At 67.3% G+C, this 15,039-nt stretch carries 11 protein-coding genes; 10 read left to right on the top strand and 1 reads right to left on the bottom strand.

The genetic code is table 11. The annotated features are described in order from the left end of the window. Position 1 precedes the first annotated feature (1 nt). The 7 genes from pedH to L1O02_RS19975 all read left to right on the top strand — a co-directional run bounded on the left by pedH (position 2) and on the right by L1O02_RS19975 (position 10,128). The gene (pedH, locus tag L1O02_RS20005; RefSeq protein ID WP_016967314.1) at positions 2-1,777 is read left to right on the top strand and encodes a PQQ-dependent alcohol dehydrogenase PedH; all 1,776 of its coding nucleotides are present in this window, start codon (positions 2-4) and stop codon (positions 1,775-1,777) included. Between the two features lie 286 nt (positions 1,778-2,063). Next, complete coding sequence (locus L1O02_RS20000) at positions 2,064-3,584, top strand: aldehyde dehydrogenase family protein (protein ID WP_060838523.1); 1,521 nt, start codon at positions 2,064-2,066, stop codon at positions 3,582-3,584. A gap of 698 nt (positions 3,585-4,282) precedes the next feature. Further along, on the top strand, positions 4,283-4,354 hold the full coding sequence (gene pqqA / locus L1O02_RS19995) for a pyrroloquinoline quinone precursor peptide PqqA (RefSeq protein WP_011060521.1): 72 nt from the start codon (positions 4,283-4,285) through the stop codon (positions 4,352-4,354). A gap of 61 nt (positions 4,355-4,415) precedes the next feature. Further along, positions 4,416-5,330, top strand: a complete 915-nt coding sequence (gene pqqB, locus L1O02_RS19990; protein ID WP_108542706.1) for a pyrroloquinoline quinone biosynthesis protein PqqB — start codon at positions 4,416-4,418, stop codon at positions 5,328-5,330. A 920-nt stretch (positions 5,331-6,250) separates the two neighbouring features. Then, complete coding sequence (ercA, locus tag L1O02_RS19985) at positions 6,251-7,414, top strand: alcohol dehydrogenase-like regulatory protein ErcA (protein WP_060838525.1); 1,164 nt, start codon at positions 6,251-6,253, stop codon at positions 7,412-7,414. Continuing rightward, the gene (locus tag L1O02_RS19980; protein WP_060838526.1) at positions 7,398-9,125 is read left to right on the top strand and encodes a NahK/ErcS family hybrid sensor histidine kinase/response regulator; all 1,728 of its coding nucleotides are present in this window, start codon (positions 7,398-7,400) and stop codon (positions 9,123-9,125) included. Before ercA ends, L1O02_RS19980 begins: the two co-directional genes overlap by 17 nt. Positions 9,126-9,276: 151 nt before the next feature. Further along, entirely contained in the window at positions 9,277-10,128 is an 852-nt protein-coding gene (locus L1O02_RS19975; protein ID WP_108542707.1) for a VanW family protein, read from the top strand. On the opposite strand, the gene L1O02_RS19970 is transcribed toward L1O02_RS19975, so the two are convergent. Next, positions 10,102-10,650 (bottom strand): YniB family protein, encoded by a 549-nt coding sequence (locus L1O02_RS19970; protein ID WP_108542708.1) that lies wholly within the window; start codon positions 10,648-10,650, stop codon positions 10,102-10,104. The genes L1O02_RS19975 and L1O02_RS19970 overlap by 27 nt on opposite strands. A 116-nt stretch (positions 10,651-10,766) precedes the next feature. On the opposite strand from L1O02_RS19970, the gene L1O02_RS19965 reads away from it, so the two are divergent. The 3 genes from L1O02_RS19965 to L1O02_RS19955 are packed head-to-tail and all read left to right on the top strand — an operon-like array spanning position 10,767 to position 14,995. Beyond that, the gene (locus L1O02_RS19965; protein ID WP_060838529.1) at positions 10,767-11,435 is read left to right on the top strand and encodes an ABC transporter ATP-binding protein; all 669 of its coding nucleotides are present in this window, start codon (positions 10,767-10,769) and stop codon (positions 11,433-11,435) included. 1 nt (position 11,436) lies between these two features. After that, complete coding sequence (locus L1O02_RS19960) at positions 11,437-13,917, top strand: FtsX-like permease family protein (RefSeq protein ID WP_060843080.1); 2,481 nt, start codon at positions 11,437-11,439, stop codon at positions 13,915-13,917. Next, positions 13,907-14,995, top strand: a complete 1,089-nt coding sequence (locus L1O02_RS19955) for a lipocalin-like domain-containing protein (RefSeq protein ID WP_060838531.1) — start codon at positions 13,907-13,909, stop codon at positions 14,993-14,995. Before L1O02_RS19960 ends, L1O02_RS19955 begins: the two co-directional genes overlap by 11 nt. The last annotated feature ends 44 nt before the right edge of the window (positions 14,996-15,039 follow it).

The following is a 15,039-nucleotide window of genomic DNA, read 5'->3' as shown; positions in this document are numbered from 1 at the left end:
CATGACCCAACCCCCACGTCGTCCCTTTTTCGCCGTGAGCCTGGTGCTCAGCGCCATGCTGCTGTCCAGCGCGGCCCTGGCCGCCGTCACCGATGAAGAGATCCTCCAGGACCCGAAGAACCCGCAGCAGATCGTCACCAACGGCCTGGGTGTCCAGGGCCAGCGCTACAGCCCGCTGGACCTGCTCAACGTCGATAACGTCAAGGAGCTGCGGCCGGTCTGGGCCTTCTCCTTCGGCGGCGAGAAGCAGCGCGGCCAGCAGGCCCAGCCGCTGATCAAGGACGGGGTGATGTACATGACCGGCTCCTACTCGCGGGTGTTCGCGGTGGATGCGCGCACCGGCAAGAAGCTCTGGCAGTACGATGCGCGCCTGCCGGATGACATCCGCCCGTGCTGCGACGTGATCAACCGCGGCGTGGCGCTGTACGGCGACCTGGTGTTCTTCGGCACCCTGGACGCCAAGCTGGTGGCCCTGAACAAGGACACCGGCAAGGTGGTGTGGAGCAAGAAGGTCGCCGACCACAAGGAGGGTTACTCCATCAGCGCGGCGCCGATGATCGTCAACGGCAAGCTGATCACCGGGGTCGCCGGCGGCGAGTTCGGGGTGGTCGGCAAGATCCAGGCCTACGACCCGAAAAACGGCGAGCTGCTGTGGATGCGCCCCACCGTGGAAGGCCACATGGGCTATGTGTACAAGGACGGCAAGGCCATCGAGAACGGCATTTCCGGCGGCGAGGCGGGCAAGACCTGGCCGGGCGATCTGTGGAAGACCGGCGGCGCGGCGCCGTGGCTCGGCGGCTACTACGACCCGGAAACCAACCTGCTGCTGTTCGGCACCGGCAACCCGGCGCCGTGGAACTCCCACCTGCGCCCTGGCGACAACCTGTATTCCTCGTCGCGCCTGGCCCTGAACCCGGACGACGGCACCATCAAGTGGCACTTCCAGAGCACCCCCCACGACGGCTGGGACTTCGACGGCGTCAACGAGCTGATCTCCTTCAACTACAAGGAGGGCGGCAAGGAGATCAAGGCCGCCGCCACCGCCGACCGCAACGGCTTCTTCTACGTGCTCGATCGCACCAACGGCAAGTTCATCCGTGGCTTCCCCTTTGTCGACAAGATCACCTGGGCCACCGGCCTGGATAAGAACGGCCGGCCGATCTACAACGAGGCCAGCCGTCCCGGCGCCCCGGGCAGCGAAGCCAAGGGCAGTTCGGTGTTCGTCGCCCCGGCCTTCCTCGGCGCCAAGAACTGGATGCCCATGGCCTACAACCGCGACACCGGGTTGTTCTATGTGCCGTCCAACGAGTGGGGCATGGACATCTGGAACGAAGGCATCGCCTACAAGAAGGGCGCGGCGTTCCTCGGCGCGGGCTTCACCATCAAGCCGCTGAACGAGGACTACATCGGCGTGCTGCGGGCCATCGACCCCATCAGCGGCAAGGAAGTCTGGCGCCACAAGAACTTCGCGCCGCTGTGGGGCGGGGTGCTGACCACCAAGGGCAACCTGGTGTTCACCGGCACGCCTGAAGGTTTCCTCCAGGCGTTCAACGCCAAGACCGGCGAGAAGGTCTGGGAATTCCAGACCGGCTCCGGAGTCCTGGGCTCGCCCGTGACCTGGGAAATGGACGGCGAGCAGTACGTCTCGGTGCTCTCCGGCTGGGGCGGCGCGGTGCCGCTGTGGGGCGGCGAAGTGGCCAAGCGGGTCAAGGACTTCAACCAGGGCGGCATGCTCTGGACCTTCAAGCTGCCCAAGGACCTGGTGAGCAAACGCTAATCGTAGGAGCCAGCTTGCTGGCGAAGGCGCCCGCACGACCGCTTTCGCCGGCAAGCCGGCTCCTACAAGCCCCGGGATATCCCTGCCGACCGTAGGAGCCAGCTTGCTGGCGAAGAGGCCCGCAAGAGCGCCTTCATCGGCAAGCCGGCTCCCGCACTGGGCAATCAACCTACGACCAAATGACGAGAGCCCCCCCTGCCAACGATGCATTCGTCCGGCACCCGAGGCTCTCTACCATCGGTCCATCGCCTGTCGTCGGACAGGCCTCGACCAGCAGAGGCTCAGCATGATCTACGCACAACCCGGAACCCCAGGCGCCGTCGTGTCCTTCAAGCCACGCTACGGCAATTTCATCGGCGGCCAGTTCGTGCCGCCGGTGGAAGGCCAGTACTTCACCAACACCTCGCCGGTGAACGGCGAAGTGATCGCCGAATTCCCCCGTTCCAGCGCCGCCGATATCGACAAGGCCCTGGACGCCGCCCATGCCGCCGCCGATGCCTGGGGCAAGACCAGCGCCCAGGACCGTTCGCTGGTGCTGCTGAAGATCGCCGACCGCATCGAGCAGAACCTGGAGATCCTCGCGGTCAGCGAGACCTGGGACAACGGCAAGGCGGTGCGCGAAACCCTCAACGCCGACGTGCCCCTGGCCGCCGACCACTTCCGTTACTTCGCCGGGTGCATCCGTGCCCAGGAAGGCGGCGCCGCGGAGATCAACGAACTGACCACTGCCTACCATTTCCACGAACCTTTGGGCGTGGTCGGGCAGATCATCCCGTGGAACTTCCCGCTGCTGATGGCCGCCTGGAAACTGGCCCCGGCCCTGGCCGCCGGCAACTGCGTGGTGCTCAAGCCCGCCGAGCAGACCCCGCTGTCGATCATGATCTTCGCCGAGCTGATCGCCGACCTGCTGCCGGCCGGTGTGCTGAACATCGTCCAGGGTTTCGGCCGCGAAGCCGGCGAGGCCCTGGCCACCAGCAAGCGCATCGCCAAGATCGCCTTCACCGGCTCGACCCCGGTGGGCTCGCACATCATGAAATGCGCCGCCGAGAACATCATTCCGTCCACCGTGGAACTGGGCGGCAAGTCGCCGAACATCTTCTTCGAAGACATCATGCAGGCCGAACCCAAGTTCATCGAAAAGGCCGCCGAAGGCCTGGTGCTGGCGTTCTTCAACCAGGGTGAAGTCTGCACCTGCCCGTCCCGCGCCCTGGTGCAGGAGTCGATCTACGAGCCGTTCATGGCCGAAGTGATGAAGAAGATCGTCAAGATCAAGCGCGGCAACCCGCTGGACACCGAGACCATGGTCGGCGCCCAGGCATCGCAGCAGCAGTACGAGAAGATTCTCTCCTACCTGCAGATCGCCCAGGAGGAGGGCGCCGAGCTGCTCACCGGTGGCGCCGCCGAGCGCCTGGAAGGCGACCTGTCCAGCGGCTATTACATCCAGCCGACCCTGCTCAAGGGCCACAACAAGATGCGCGTGTTCCAGGAAGAAATCTTCGGCCCGGTGGTGGGCGTGACCACCTTCAAGGACGAAGCCGAAGCCCTGGCGATTGCCAACGACAGCGAGTTCGGCCTGGGCGCCGGGCTGTGGACCCGCGACATCAACCGCGCCTACCGCATGGGCCGGGCGATCAAGGCCGGTCGGGTGTGGACCAACTGCTACCACCTGTACCCGGCGCATGCCGCGTTCGGTGGCTACAAGAAATCCGGCGTGGGCCGCGAGACTCACAAAATGATGCTCGACCACTACCAGCAGACCAAGAACCTGCTGGTGAGCTACGACATCAACCCCCTGGGCTTCTTCTAAGGGCAAGAAAGGGCGGGGTAGTTGGGTGCTGCCCCGCTTTGTGTGGCAACGGCGCGACGTCTTGGGTGGACGTCGCGCCGTTTTTTTTAGAGACCCCGATCCCCTCAACTTGCGCCATCCTGTAGCCGCTGCCGAGCCCCGGCGAGGCTGCGCAAAGGCCCGCAGGGCCTTGCCTGGCGATCCCCCGCCAAACCCGCAGCGGCCTCAAAAACGCAGCGGCCCTTCGTGCCGTTCGCAGCCTGCGGCAGCGGCTACACCAACCTCGGATCGACACCGGCCCTGTAGCCGCTGCTGAGCCCCGGCGAGGCTGCGCAAAGGCCCGCAGGGCCTTGCCTGACGATCGCCCGCCAAACCCGCGCCGGCCTCAAGAACGCTGCGGCCCTTCGTGCCGTTCGCAGCCTGCGGCAGCGGCTACACCAACCTCGGATCGACACCGGCCCTGTAGCCGCTGCCGAGCCCCGGCGAGGCTGCGCAAAGGCCCGCAGGGCCTTGCTTGACGATCTCCCGCCAAACCCGCAGCGGCCTCAAGAACGCTGCGGCCCTTCGTGCCGTTCGCAGCCTGCGGCAGCGGCTACACGTGCGCCCAGCCCCTACCAACGCACCCCGCCGGCTCGTCCCAAAGTAGCATTCGGCCGCCGCGCGCCCCGTGCATTAATGCCTCTACCGGAATCGTCCGGCACAACAAGAGGATTGACCCCATGTGGCATAAACCCGCGTACACCGACCTGCGCATCGGCTTTGAAGTGACCATGTACTTCGCCAACCGCTGAGCCGTCCCGCTCCGGCCGCTCCTGGTGTTGGCCGGAGTCTTTTGCCCTTCAGGAGCACGTCATGCATATCCGCATTCTCGGTTCCGCGGCGGGCGGCGGTTTTCCGCAGTGGAACTGCAACTGCCGCAACTGCGCCGGGGTGCGCGACGGCAGCCTGCGCGCCCAGCGCCGTACCCAGTCGTCCATCGCCTTGAGCGACCACGGCAACGACTGGATCCTGTGCAACGCCTCGCCGGACATTCGCGCACAGCTGGAGTCCTTCCCGGTGCTGCAACCGGCCCGGCACTTGCGCGACACCGCCCTGGCCGGGGTGATCCTGCTGGACAGCCAGATCGACCACTGCACCGGCCTGCTCAGCCTGCGCGAAGGCTGCCCGCATCAGGTCTGGTGCACCGAGATGGTCCATCAGGACCTGTGCAGCGGCTTCCCCCTGTTCAACATGCTCAGCCACTGGAACGGCGGCTTGCAGTGGCAGCCCATCCACCTCGATGGCCGCGAATTCAGCCTGCCGGCTTGCCCGGACCTCGCCTTGCGGGCCATTGCCCTGCGCAGCAGCGCGCCGCCGTATTCGCCCCACCGTGGCAACCCGCACCCGGGGGACAACATCGGCCTGTTCATCGAGGACCGGCGCAGCGGCGCCAGCCTGTTCTATGCCCCGGGGCTGGGGCAGGTGGATGAGGCCCTGCTGGAATGGATGGACCGCGCCGACTGCCTGCTGGTGGACGGCACCCTGTGGCGCGACGATGAAATGCGCGTCTGTGGCGTCGGCGACAAACTGGGCAGCGAGATGGGCCACCTGGCGCAAAGCGGCCCCGGCGGCATGCTCGAGGTGCTGGAGCGCTTTCCCCGGGCGCGCAAGGTGCTGATCCACATCAACAACACCAACCCGATCCTCGACGAAGACTCCGCCGAGCGCGCCGAACTGACCCGCCGCGGCATCGAAGTGGCGCATGACGGCCTGGACATCCACCTCTGACGCCACCCGGTCCCTGTAGCCGCTGCCGAGCCTGCGAGGCTGCGCAAAGGCCCGCAGGGCCTTGCCTGGCGATCACCCGCCACACCCGCAGCGGCCTCAAGAACGCTGCGGCCCTTCGTGCCGTTCGCAGCCTGCGGCAGCGGCTACACCAACCTCGGATCGATACTGGTCCTGTAGCCCTGTAGCCCTGTAGCCGCTGCCGAGCCTGCGAAGCTGCGCAAAGGCCCGCAGGGCCTTGCCTGGCGATCACCCGCCAAACCCGCAGCGGCCTCAAGAGCGCTGCGGCCCTTCGTGCCGTTCGCAGCCTGCGGCAGCGGCTACACCAGCCTCGGATCGGCACCGGCCCTGTAGCCGCTGCTGAGCCACGGCGAAGCTGCGCAAAGGTCCGCAGGACCTTGCCTGGCGATCACCGGCCAAACCCGCAGCGGTCTCAAGAGCGCTGCGGCCCTTCGTGCCGTTCGCAGCCTGCGGCAGCGGCTACACCAGCCTCGGATCGGCACTGGCCCTGTAGCCCTGTAGCCGCTGCTGAGCCACGGCGAAGCTGCGCAAAGGTCCGCAGGGCCTTGCCTGGCGATCACCCGCCAAACCCGCAGCGGTCTCAAGGGCGCCGCGGCCCTTCGTGCCGTTCGCAGCCTGCGGCAGCGGCTACACCCTCGGATCGATACTGGCCCTGTAGCCCTTTAGCCGCTGCTGAGCCACGGCGAAGCTGAGCAAAGGTCCGCAGGACCTTGCCTGGCGATCACCCGCCAAACCCGCAGCGGCCTCAAGAGCGCTGCGGCCCTTCGTGCCGTTCGCAGCCTGCGGCAGCGGCTACAGGGCCTGCGAGGCTGCGAAGTCCGCCGATGGTCGGATTGCTTTCAGCAACGGATGCTTTAGGCTGGCGTTCTCCTTTCAGAACAATAAGAAAACAGGCTTCCGTCATGAGCCAGAATCTCAGTCTGCTGCGCAAGTTCGTGTCTCCGGAAATCATCTTTGGTGCCGGTTGCCGGCATAACGTCGGCAACTATGCGAAGACCTTCGGCGCGCGCAAGGTCCTAGTGGTCAGCGACCCCGGGGTGATCGCCGCCGGTTGGGTCGCCGATGTCGAGGCCAGTCTCCAGGCCCAGGGTGTCGACTATTGCCTGTACAGCCAGGTGTCGCCCAACCCGCGGGTGGAGGAGGTGATGCAGGGCGCCGAGGTCTACCGCGAAAACGCCTGCGATGTGATCGTCGCCGTCGGCGGCGGCAGCCCCATGGACTGCGGCAAGGGCATCGGCATCGTGGTGGCCCACGGGCGCAGCATCCTGGAGTTCGAAGGGGTGGACATGATCCGCGTGCCGAGCCCGCCCTTGATCATGATTCCCACCACCGCCGGCACCTCGGCGGACGTCTCGCAGTTCGTGATCATCTCCAACCAGCAGGAGCGGATGAAGTTCTCCATCGTCAGCAAGGCGGTGGTGCCGGATGTGTCGCTGATCGACCCGGAAACCACCCTGGGCATGGACCCGTTCCTCTCCGCCTGCACCGGTATCGACGCCCTGGTGCATGCCATCGAGGCCTTTGTTTCCACCGGTCACGGGCCGCTCACCGATCCCCATGCCCTGGAAGCCATGCGCCTGATCAACGGCAACCTGGTGCAGATGATCGCCAACCCCGGCGACATCGCCCTGCGCGAGCAGATCATGCTCGGCAGCATGCAGGCCGGGCTGGCGTTCTCCAACGCGATTCTCGGCGCGGTGCACGCCATGTCCCACAGCCTGGGAGGCTTTCTCGACCTGCCTCACGGGCTGTGCAACGCGGTGCTGGTGGAGCATGTGGTGGCCTTCAACTACAGCTCGGCGCCGGAGCGCTTCAAGGTGATTGCCGAGACCTTCGGCATCGACTGTCGCGGGCTCAACCAGCGGCAGATCTGCGGGCGCCTGGTGGAGCACCTGATCGCCCTCAAGCACGCCATCGGTTTCCACGAAACCCTGAGCCTGCATGGGGTCAGCAGCAGCGACATTCCGTTCCTCTCGCAGCATGCGATGGACGATCCGTGCATCCTCACCAACCCTCGCGAATCCAGCCAGCGTGATGTCGAGGTGGTGTATGGCGAGGCCCTCTGACGAACAGCAACGGGCCCTGGCGGGGCTTTTGGGGCTGGGCAATCACTCGGCGCGCAAGAGTCACTACCCGGAACTGGCGGCGCGCCTGGAAGACCTGGAAACCGAGCGCAACCGCTACAAGTGGCTGTTCGAGCATGCGGTGCACGGGATCTTCCAGGCCAGCCTGCAGGCCGGCCTGCGCGCGGCCAACCCGGCCCTGGCGCGCATGCTGGGCTATCAGGACCCGCAGGAAGTGCTGTTCTCCCTGGCCGACCTGGCGGGCAATCTGTTCGTGGGCGGTGCCGCGGAACTGGCCGCCATCGGCGAGCAGCTGCAGCGCCAGCGCAGCCTGTTGGGTTATGAAACCCAGTTGCGGCGCAAGGACGGCAGCAGCATCGACGTGCTGATGAACCTGCTGCTCAAGCCGGATCAGGATGGGCTGGTGGAAGGCTTTGTCGCCGACATCACCGAACGCAAGCTGGCCCAGCAGCGCCTGGAACAGCTCAACGACCAGTTGGAGCAGCGCGTGGCGGCGCGCACCGATGAGCTGCTGGAGGCCAACCGCAACCTGCAACAGCAGATCGCCCGGCGCGAGCGCATCGAGCGCGACCTGCGCGAGGCCCGGGACGCCGCCGAGGCGGCCAATCGCAGCAAGGACAAGTACCTGGCCGCCGCCAGCCACGACCTGCTGCAACCCTTGAATGCCGCGCGCCTGCTGATCTCCACCTTGCGCGAGCGGCGCCTGCCGGCGGCCGAGCAACTGCTGGTGGAGCGCACCCACCAGGCCCTGGAAGGCGCCGAGGACCTGCTCACCGATCTGCTGGACATCTCCAAGCTCGACCAGGCGGCGGTCAAGCCGGACCCTGCGGTCTATCGCCTGGATGAGTTGCTCGCGCCGCTGGTCTCGGAGTTCCAGTCGGTGGCCGAGGCGGCGGGCCTGGAGCTGCGGGTGCGCTTTGGCGACTTTGCCCTGTTCACCGACCTGCGGCTGATGACGCGGATTCTGCGCAACTTCCTCAGCAATGCCTGCCGCTACACCGAGCGCGGCAGCATCCTGCTGGCGGCGCGGCGTCGCGGCGATCAGCTGCGGCTGGAGGTGTGGGACACCGGGCGCGGCATTGCCGCCGACCGCCTGGAATCGATCTTCCTCGAATTCAATCAGCTGGACGTGGGCCGTGCCGCCGACCGCAAAGGGGTGGGCCTGGGGCTGGCGATCGTCGAGCGCATCGCCAAGATCCTCGGCTACCGGGTGCAGGTGCAGTCGCGGCCGGGGCGGGGCTCGCGGTTCAGCATCGAGGTGCCCCTGGCGGACCGGGTGCCATTGCCCATCAGTTTGCAGGCACCGCAGCCGGGCACCGGCAACCCGCTGCCGGGGCGGCGTCTGCTGGTGCTGGACAACGAGCTGAGCATCCTTGAGAGCATGGCCGCGCTGCTCGGGCAGTGGGGCTGCGAAGTGCTCACCGCCACCGATCAGGCGGCCGCCCTGGCGGTGCTTCAGGGCCGGGCGCCGGAGCTGATCCTGGCGGATTTTCACCTGGATCACGGGGTCACCGGCTGCCAGGTGGTGCAGCAGTTGCGCGAGCACTTCCAGCAGCCGCTGCCGGCGGTGATCATTACCGCCGACCGCAGCGACCAGTGTCGCCGGGCCTTGCAGCAACTGGGCGCGCCGTTGCTCAACAAGCCGGTGAAGCCGGGCAAGCTGCGGGCCGTGCTCAGCCAGTTGCTGGGCTAGGGCCGGGCCGGTTCCATGGGGCATCCGAGGATGGGGCGCTCGGGTGCGGGGCTTCTGGCATGGGGGCAGGCTTGCGGCTAAGATGCCGCTCTTTTTTTCAAGGACGAAGCCGGCTCCTGCGCCAGCGCGCCGGGCCGCCGTTGACCCATCGATGAAACCCCTGTCCTCGTATCACCCGCTGCTGTACTGGCTGCGGGTGCGCCAGAAGCGCCTGATGCGCCACCTGGCCTGGCGCTGTTCCGGGCGCCGTTACGCCCGGCCCGAGGCCGGCAGCCCGCGCTTGCCCCATCGGCTGATCAAGCACACCTCGAAACTGATCCGCACCCTGGGCGACTCCGACCTGGCGCTGCAGCACAACAAGGTGATCAACCTCAAGCTGGCGGTGGCCTGTATCGATGGCGTGCGCATCGCCCCCGGCGAGTATTTTTCCTTCTGCAAGCTGGTGGGCCGACCCAGTCGCCGGCGCGGTTTTGTCGAAGGCATGGAGCTGTCGTTCGGCGAGGCCCGCAGCGGCATCGGCGGTGGCATCTGCCAACTGAGCAACCTGATTCACTGGATGGCGCTGCATTCGCCGCTTGAGGTGGTGGAGCGGGCCAACCACAGCTTCGACCCGTTCCCCGACGAGGGCCGGGTGCTGCCCTTCGGTTCCGGTGCGGCGATCTTCTACAACTACATCGATCTGGTGCTGTACAACCCCGGGCCGCAGACCTTGCAGCTCAAGCTGCTGGTCGGCGCGCAGCAACTGGAGGGCGAGCTGCTCTGCGAGCGGCCGCGGGAGTATCGCTATCACGTCTACCAGCGGGCCCATCGCTTTGTGCGCGAGGGCACCCGGGTGTACCGCGAGAACCAGATCTGGCGCGACATTCGCACCAAGGGCCAGGACGCCCAGCTGCTGCGCCAGGAGTGCCTGTATCGCAACCGGGTGCTGGTCAAGTACCCGGTGGCCGAGGCGCTGCTCGATCAGCCGGCGACGGGCTCAGATGATGCCCAGCATCCACAGTAGGCCCAGGTAGACCGCGGCGCCGCCCAGGGGCCAGACCACCAGCAGGCGGGTCTGGCTGAAGAACGCTGGCGCGGCCTCCACCCGGGTCGACTCCTCCAGCTGTTGCAGGGTCCTGGCGGGCACGCCGTCCTCGACCGGGGCGTTGAGCTGGGCCTCGATCAGCGGTTCCACGGCCTCGACCTTGCGCATCAGCGTCCGGCCCGAGGCGAACAGGGCGGCGCCGACGAAGATCAGCAGGTAGATCAGCAGGAACTTCCAGTGCGCGGCGTTGCTCAGGCGCAGGAAGTCGGGGGTCGGGCTGTTGTCCCAGAACCAGTCCAGGGCCCGGGTGTTTTCCGAGACCATCAGGGTGAACTGCTGAATCGGGCGGTTGATGGTGCTCGCCATGGCGGTGTAGCTGTCCAGGCGCCAGTGGAGCATTTTCAGGGTGGAGAACAGCGTGGAGATCAGTGCGCCGGTGAACATCAATGCGCCTGCGCCAATCTGCAGTCGGTACTTCAATTGGGCCTGGGTGTAGTTCATCTGTGCGTCCTGCCATGAAGAAAGTGGCGCAATACTATATTTCACCGGCACGGGCCGATAGGGGCGGTGCTGCTCAGGCTATCCTTGGCTCCCTCTCTACTCGGACGAATCAGCCCATGCTGCAGGTACAAGGCGTCTTCAAGAGTTACCCCACGCCCCAGGGCCCGCTGGCGGTGCTGCAGGGCGTGGACCTGCAGCTGCGGCACGGCAGCAGCCTGGCGCTGATGGGCGAGTCGGGCAGTGGCAAGAGCACCTTGCTGCACCTGATCGCCGGGCTCGACCGGGTCGACGCCGGCAGCATCCGCATCGGCGGGCAGCACCTGGAGCAGATGACCGAGGGCCAGCGCGCCGACTGGCGACGCACTGAAGTGGGCCTGGTGTTCCAGCAGTTCAACCTGATCAGCAGCCTGCGGGTGGAAGACAACCTGAGCTTCCAGGCGCGCCTGGCCGGGCGCCTCGATCCGCTGTGGCAGGCGCAGCTGGTGGCGCGCCTGGGCCTGGGGGACCTGCTGCGGCGCTATCCGGAGCAGCTCTCCGGCGGCCAGCAGCAACGGGTTGCCCTGGGCCGGGCCCTGGCGGCGAAACCCGGGTTGCTGCTGGCGGACGAACCCACCGGCAGCCTCGACGAGGCCACCAGCGACGAGGTGCTGGATTTGCTCCTGGAACTGTTGGCCGACAGCCCCACCAGCCTGTTGATGGTCACCCACAGCCAGCGGGTGGCCAGCCGCCTGCAACAGACGGTGGTGCTGCATCGCGGCCGTCTGGCCGACCCGGTCGGGGGTTGAGATGCGGGTCTTGGTGACGGCCCTGCAGGCGTTGCTGAGTCATTGGCGCCAGCATCCGGTGCAGTTCTTCAGCGTGCTCACCGGGCTGTGGCTGGCCACCAGCCTGTTGACCGGCGTGCTGGCCCTCAACAGTCAGGCCCGGGACAGTTATGCGCGGGCCAGCCAGCTGATCGGCGGCGAGCCCCAGGCCAGCCTGAGCAGCCCCAGTGGAGCCAGTGTCGCCCAGCAGTGGTTCGTCGACCTGCGTCGTGCCGGCTGGCCGGTGTCGCCGGTGCTGCAGGGGCGCCTGCAGGTGCCGGGACATGACGACCTGTCCCTGCAAGTGCTGGGCATCGAGCCGTTGTCGCTGCCTGCCGGTGCTGCGGTGGCCGGGCAGACGCTGGCGCTGCAGCAGAGGGTCGAATTCATCAGCCCGCCAGGGATGACCTGGGTGGCGCCGCAGACCCTGGCCAGCCTGGGCTGGCAACCGGGCGAGCAACCCTCGGCACTCAACGGCCAGCGCTTGCCGCCGCTGCGGGTGCAGGCGGACATGGCCCCGGGCGTGTTGTTGATGGACATCGGCTTTGCCCAGCAGGTGCTGGGCCAGCCCGGGCAGTTGAGCCGGCTGTTGCTGCCCAAGGCGTTTGCCGCCAGCGCGCCGCCGTTGCCCGAGGCCCTGAGGGGGCAACTGGTGTTGCGCCAGGGGCAGGCACAGAGCGATCTGGCGCGCCTGACCGAGAGCTTTCACCTGAACCTGGATGCCCTGGGGTTCCTGTCCTTCGTGGTCGGGCTGTTTATCGTGCATGCCGCCATCGGCCTGGCCCTGGAACAGCGGCGTGGCTTGCTGCGCACCTTGCGGGCCTGCGGGGTCAGTGCGCGTGTGCTGATCCTCTGCCTGAGCGTCGAACTGGGCGGCTTGGCGTTGCTGGGCGGAGTGGCGGGGGTGGTCAGCGGCTACCTGCTGGCCGGTGTGTTGCTGCCGGACGTGGCCGCCAGCCTGCGGGGCTTGTACGGCGCGCAAGTGGCGGGGCAGTTGAGCCTGAGTCCCGGGTGGTGGTTCAGCGGTATCGGCCTGAGTCTGTTGGGCGCCTTGCTGGCCGGTGGCGCCAGCCTGCTGCGGGCGGCGCGCCTGCCGCTGCTGGCCCTGGCCAATCCCCAGGCCTGGCACCAGGCCCATGCTCGCTGGTTGCGGCGCCAGGGTTGGATCGCTTGCCTGGCCTTGCTGGTGGCGCTGCTGGCGTGGCGCTGGGGCGACAGTCTGGGCAGTGGGTTCGTGCTGATGGCGGCCTTGCTGCTGGCGGCCGCCCTGGGCCTGCCGGTGCTGCTCAACGCGGTGCTGGGCGGTTTGCTGGGGCGCAGCCGCGGGGTGTTGGCGCAGTGGTTTCTCGCCGATTGCCGGCAGCAGTTGCCAGCCCTGAGCCTGGCCTTGATGGCCTTGCTCCTGGCCCTGGCGGCGAACATCGGCGCCGGCAGCATGACCGCCGGTTTTCGCCAGACCTTCACTGACTGGCTGGAGCAGCGCTTGAGCGCCGAGCTCTACGTCAATCCGCAATCCCCCGAGCAGGCCCGGCAACTGCGCGACTGGCTGGCGCAGCAGCCCCAGGTGACGGCGCTGTTGCCCAGCTGGCAAGTGACGTTGCAGATCCAGGGCTGGCCGGCGGACCTGTACGGGGTGGTCGAGCATGACAGCTACCGTGAGCACTGGCCGTTGCTGGAGGCGGCGGGCGCCGATCCCTGGGCGCAATTGGCGAGCCAGGACAGCCTGATGCTCAGCGAGCAGTTGGCCCGGCGGCTCAGGCTGCGGGTCGGCGATCGCCTGGAACTGCCGGTGCCGCAAGGGCAGTGGGCACCGCAGGTGGTGGGGATCTACGCCGATTACGGCAATCCCCGGGGGCACCTGCTGGTGAACGTCGAGCACCTGCTGCGGCACTGGCCGGACCTGACGCCAAACCGTTTCAACCTGCGCCTTGCGCCAGCGGCGGTGCCGGCGCTGATCGGCGAGATGCAACGGCAATTTCACCTGGATGACAGTCGGGTCATCGATCAGGCCCGGCTCAAGGGCTGGTCGCAACAGGTCTTCGAGCGCACCTTTGCTGCCACCGCGGCCCTCAACAGCCTGACCCTGGGGGTGTCCGGGGTGGCGTTGTTCATCAGCCTGCTGACCCAGAGCCAGAGTCGCCTGGGCCAGTTGGCGCCACTCTGGGCCCTGGGTGTGGGGCGGCGTCAGTTGCTGCTGCTGAACCTGGCCCAGACCTGGCTGCTGGCCTTGCTCACCCTGGTCCTGGCGCTGCCCTTGGGCATCGTCCTGGCCTGGTGCCTGGACAGCGTGATCAACGTCCAGGCCTTTGGCTGGCGCCTGCCGTTGCGGGTGTTTCCCGGGCAGTTGCTGCAATTGCTGGGGCTGGCGATGCTGGCGACCCTGCTGGCTTCGGCCTGGCCGCTGCTTCGCCTGTACCGTGCGCAACCGGCGGATCTGCTGAGGAGCTTTGCCCATGAAGACTGAGCCCGTGTGCCGCGGCCTGCTTGCGCTGTGGCTGGTGTTGTCCTTGGCCGGTTGCGACCAGGACGCCGCGGCGCCCCAGGGGTTTGCCGGGCTGGGCAATGAGGCCGCGGCCTTCGCCCCGGTGCTGCCGGGGCGCAGGTTCAGCTTTCCTGCCGATCATGGTCCCCACGACGGTTTTCGCATCGAGTGGTGGTACCTCACCGCCGACCTCAAGGACGCGGAGGGGCGACGCTTCGGTGTGCAGTGGACGCTGTTTCGCAGCGCCTTGCGCGCCGCGCCGGAGCAGCCCGGCTGGAGTGCGCCGCTGGTCTGGCTGGGGCACGCGGCGGCCACTTCGGCCAGCAGCCATCATGCCGCCGAGCGTTATGCCCGGGGCGGGGTGGGGCAGGCCGGGGTCACGGCGCAGCCGTTCCAGGCCTGGATTGATGACTGGCGCTTCGACAGCCTGTCCGGCGGCGACAATCCCCTGGCACGGATGCAGGTGCAGGCCAGCGGACCGGGGTTTGCCTATCGGTTGCAACTGTCCAGCAGCCGGCCCCTGGTGCTGCAGGGCGAGGGTGGCTACAGCCGCAAATCCGATCAGGGGCAGGCGTCCTATTACTACAGCCAGCCGTTTTTCCAGGCCACGGGCCAGTTGCAGATCGATGGCCAGCGTTACGAGGTCAGCGGCCCGGCCTGGCTCGACCGTGAGTGGAGCAGCCAGCCCCTGGCGGCCGACCAGAGCGGTTGGGACTGGTTTTCCCTGCATCTGGACAGCGGCGAGCGGCTGATGCTGTTTCGGGTCCGGCAGGACGGTCACGCGCCCTATATCACCGGCACCTGGATCAATGCCGACGGCAGCACCCAGAGCCTGGGACGGGAGCAGATCCGCATGACGGCGCTGGACACTGCCCTGGTCGAGGGACGGCGCCTGCCGATCGCCTGGCAATTGAGCATTCCCGACAAGGGGCTGGACATCAGGACCCGGGCCTTGAATCCCCAGTCCTGGATGCAACTGAGCATTCCCTACTGGGAAGGGCCGGTCACGCTGGAGGGCAGCCACGGCGGCAGCGGCTATCTGGAGATGACCGGCTATTGAGGGTGGCCGGCTCGCACCGGCGCGGCGGGTGGCAGTGCCGATCG

The sequence above is a fragment of the Pseudomonas sp. BC42 genome (assembly GCF_021560055.1).
GTDB lineage: Bacteria > Pseudomonadota > Gammaproteobacteria > Pseudomonadales > Pseudomonadaceae > Aquipseudomonas.
This window is presented reverse-complemented; position numbering and strand designations above follow the sequence as displayed.

What these genes read in the sequence shown, in the direction of transcription:
- pedH (WP_016967314.1), top strand. Translation starts at nt 2, where the DNA reads ATGACCCAACCCCCACGTCGTCCCTTTTTCGCCGTGAGCCTGGTGCTC.
- L1O02_RS20000 (WP_060838523.1), top strand. Translation starts at nt 2,064, where the DNA reads ATGATCTACGCACAACCCGGAACCCCAGGCGCCGTCGTGTCCTTCAAG.
- pqqB (WP_108542706.1), top strand. Translation starts at nt 4,416, where the DNA reads ATGCATATCCGCATTCTCGGTTCCGCGGCGGGCGGCGGTTTTCCGCAG.
- ercA (WP_060838525.1), top strand. Translation starts at nt 6,251, where the DNA reads ATGAGCCAGAATCTCAGTCTGCTGCGCAAGTTCGTGTCTCCGGAAATC.
- L1O02_RS19980 (WP_060838526.1), top strand. Translation starts at nt 7,398, where the DNA reads ATGGCGAGGCCCTCTGACGAACAGCAACGGGCCCTGGCGGGGCTTTTG.
- L1O02_RS19975 (WP_108542707.1), top strand. Translation starts at nt 9,277, where the DNA reads ATGAAACCCCTGTCCTCGTATCACCCGCTGCTGTACTGGCTGCGGGTG.
- L1O02_RS19970 (WP_108542708.1), bottom strand. Translation starts at nt 10,650, where the DNA reads ATGAACTACACCCAGGCCCAATTGAAGTACCGACTGCAGATTGGCGCA.
- L1O02_RS19965 (WP_060838529.1), top strand. Translation starts at nt 10,767, where the DNA reads ATGCTGCAGGTACAAGGCGTCTTCAAGAGTTACCCCACGCCCCAGGGC.
- L1O02_RS19960 (WP_060843080.1), top strand. Translation starts at nt 11,437, where the DNA reads ATGCGGGTCTTGGTGACGGCCCTGCAGGCGTTGCTGAGTCATTGGCGC.
- L1O02_RS19955 (WP_060838531.1), top strand. Translation starts at nt 13,907, where the DNA reads ATGAAGACTGAGCCCGTGTGCCGCGGCCTGCTTGCGCTGTGGCTGGTG.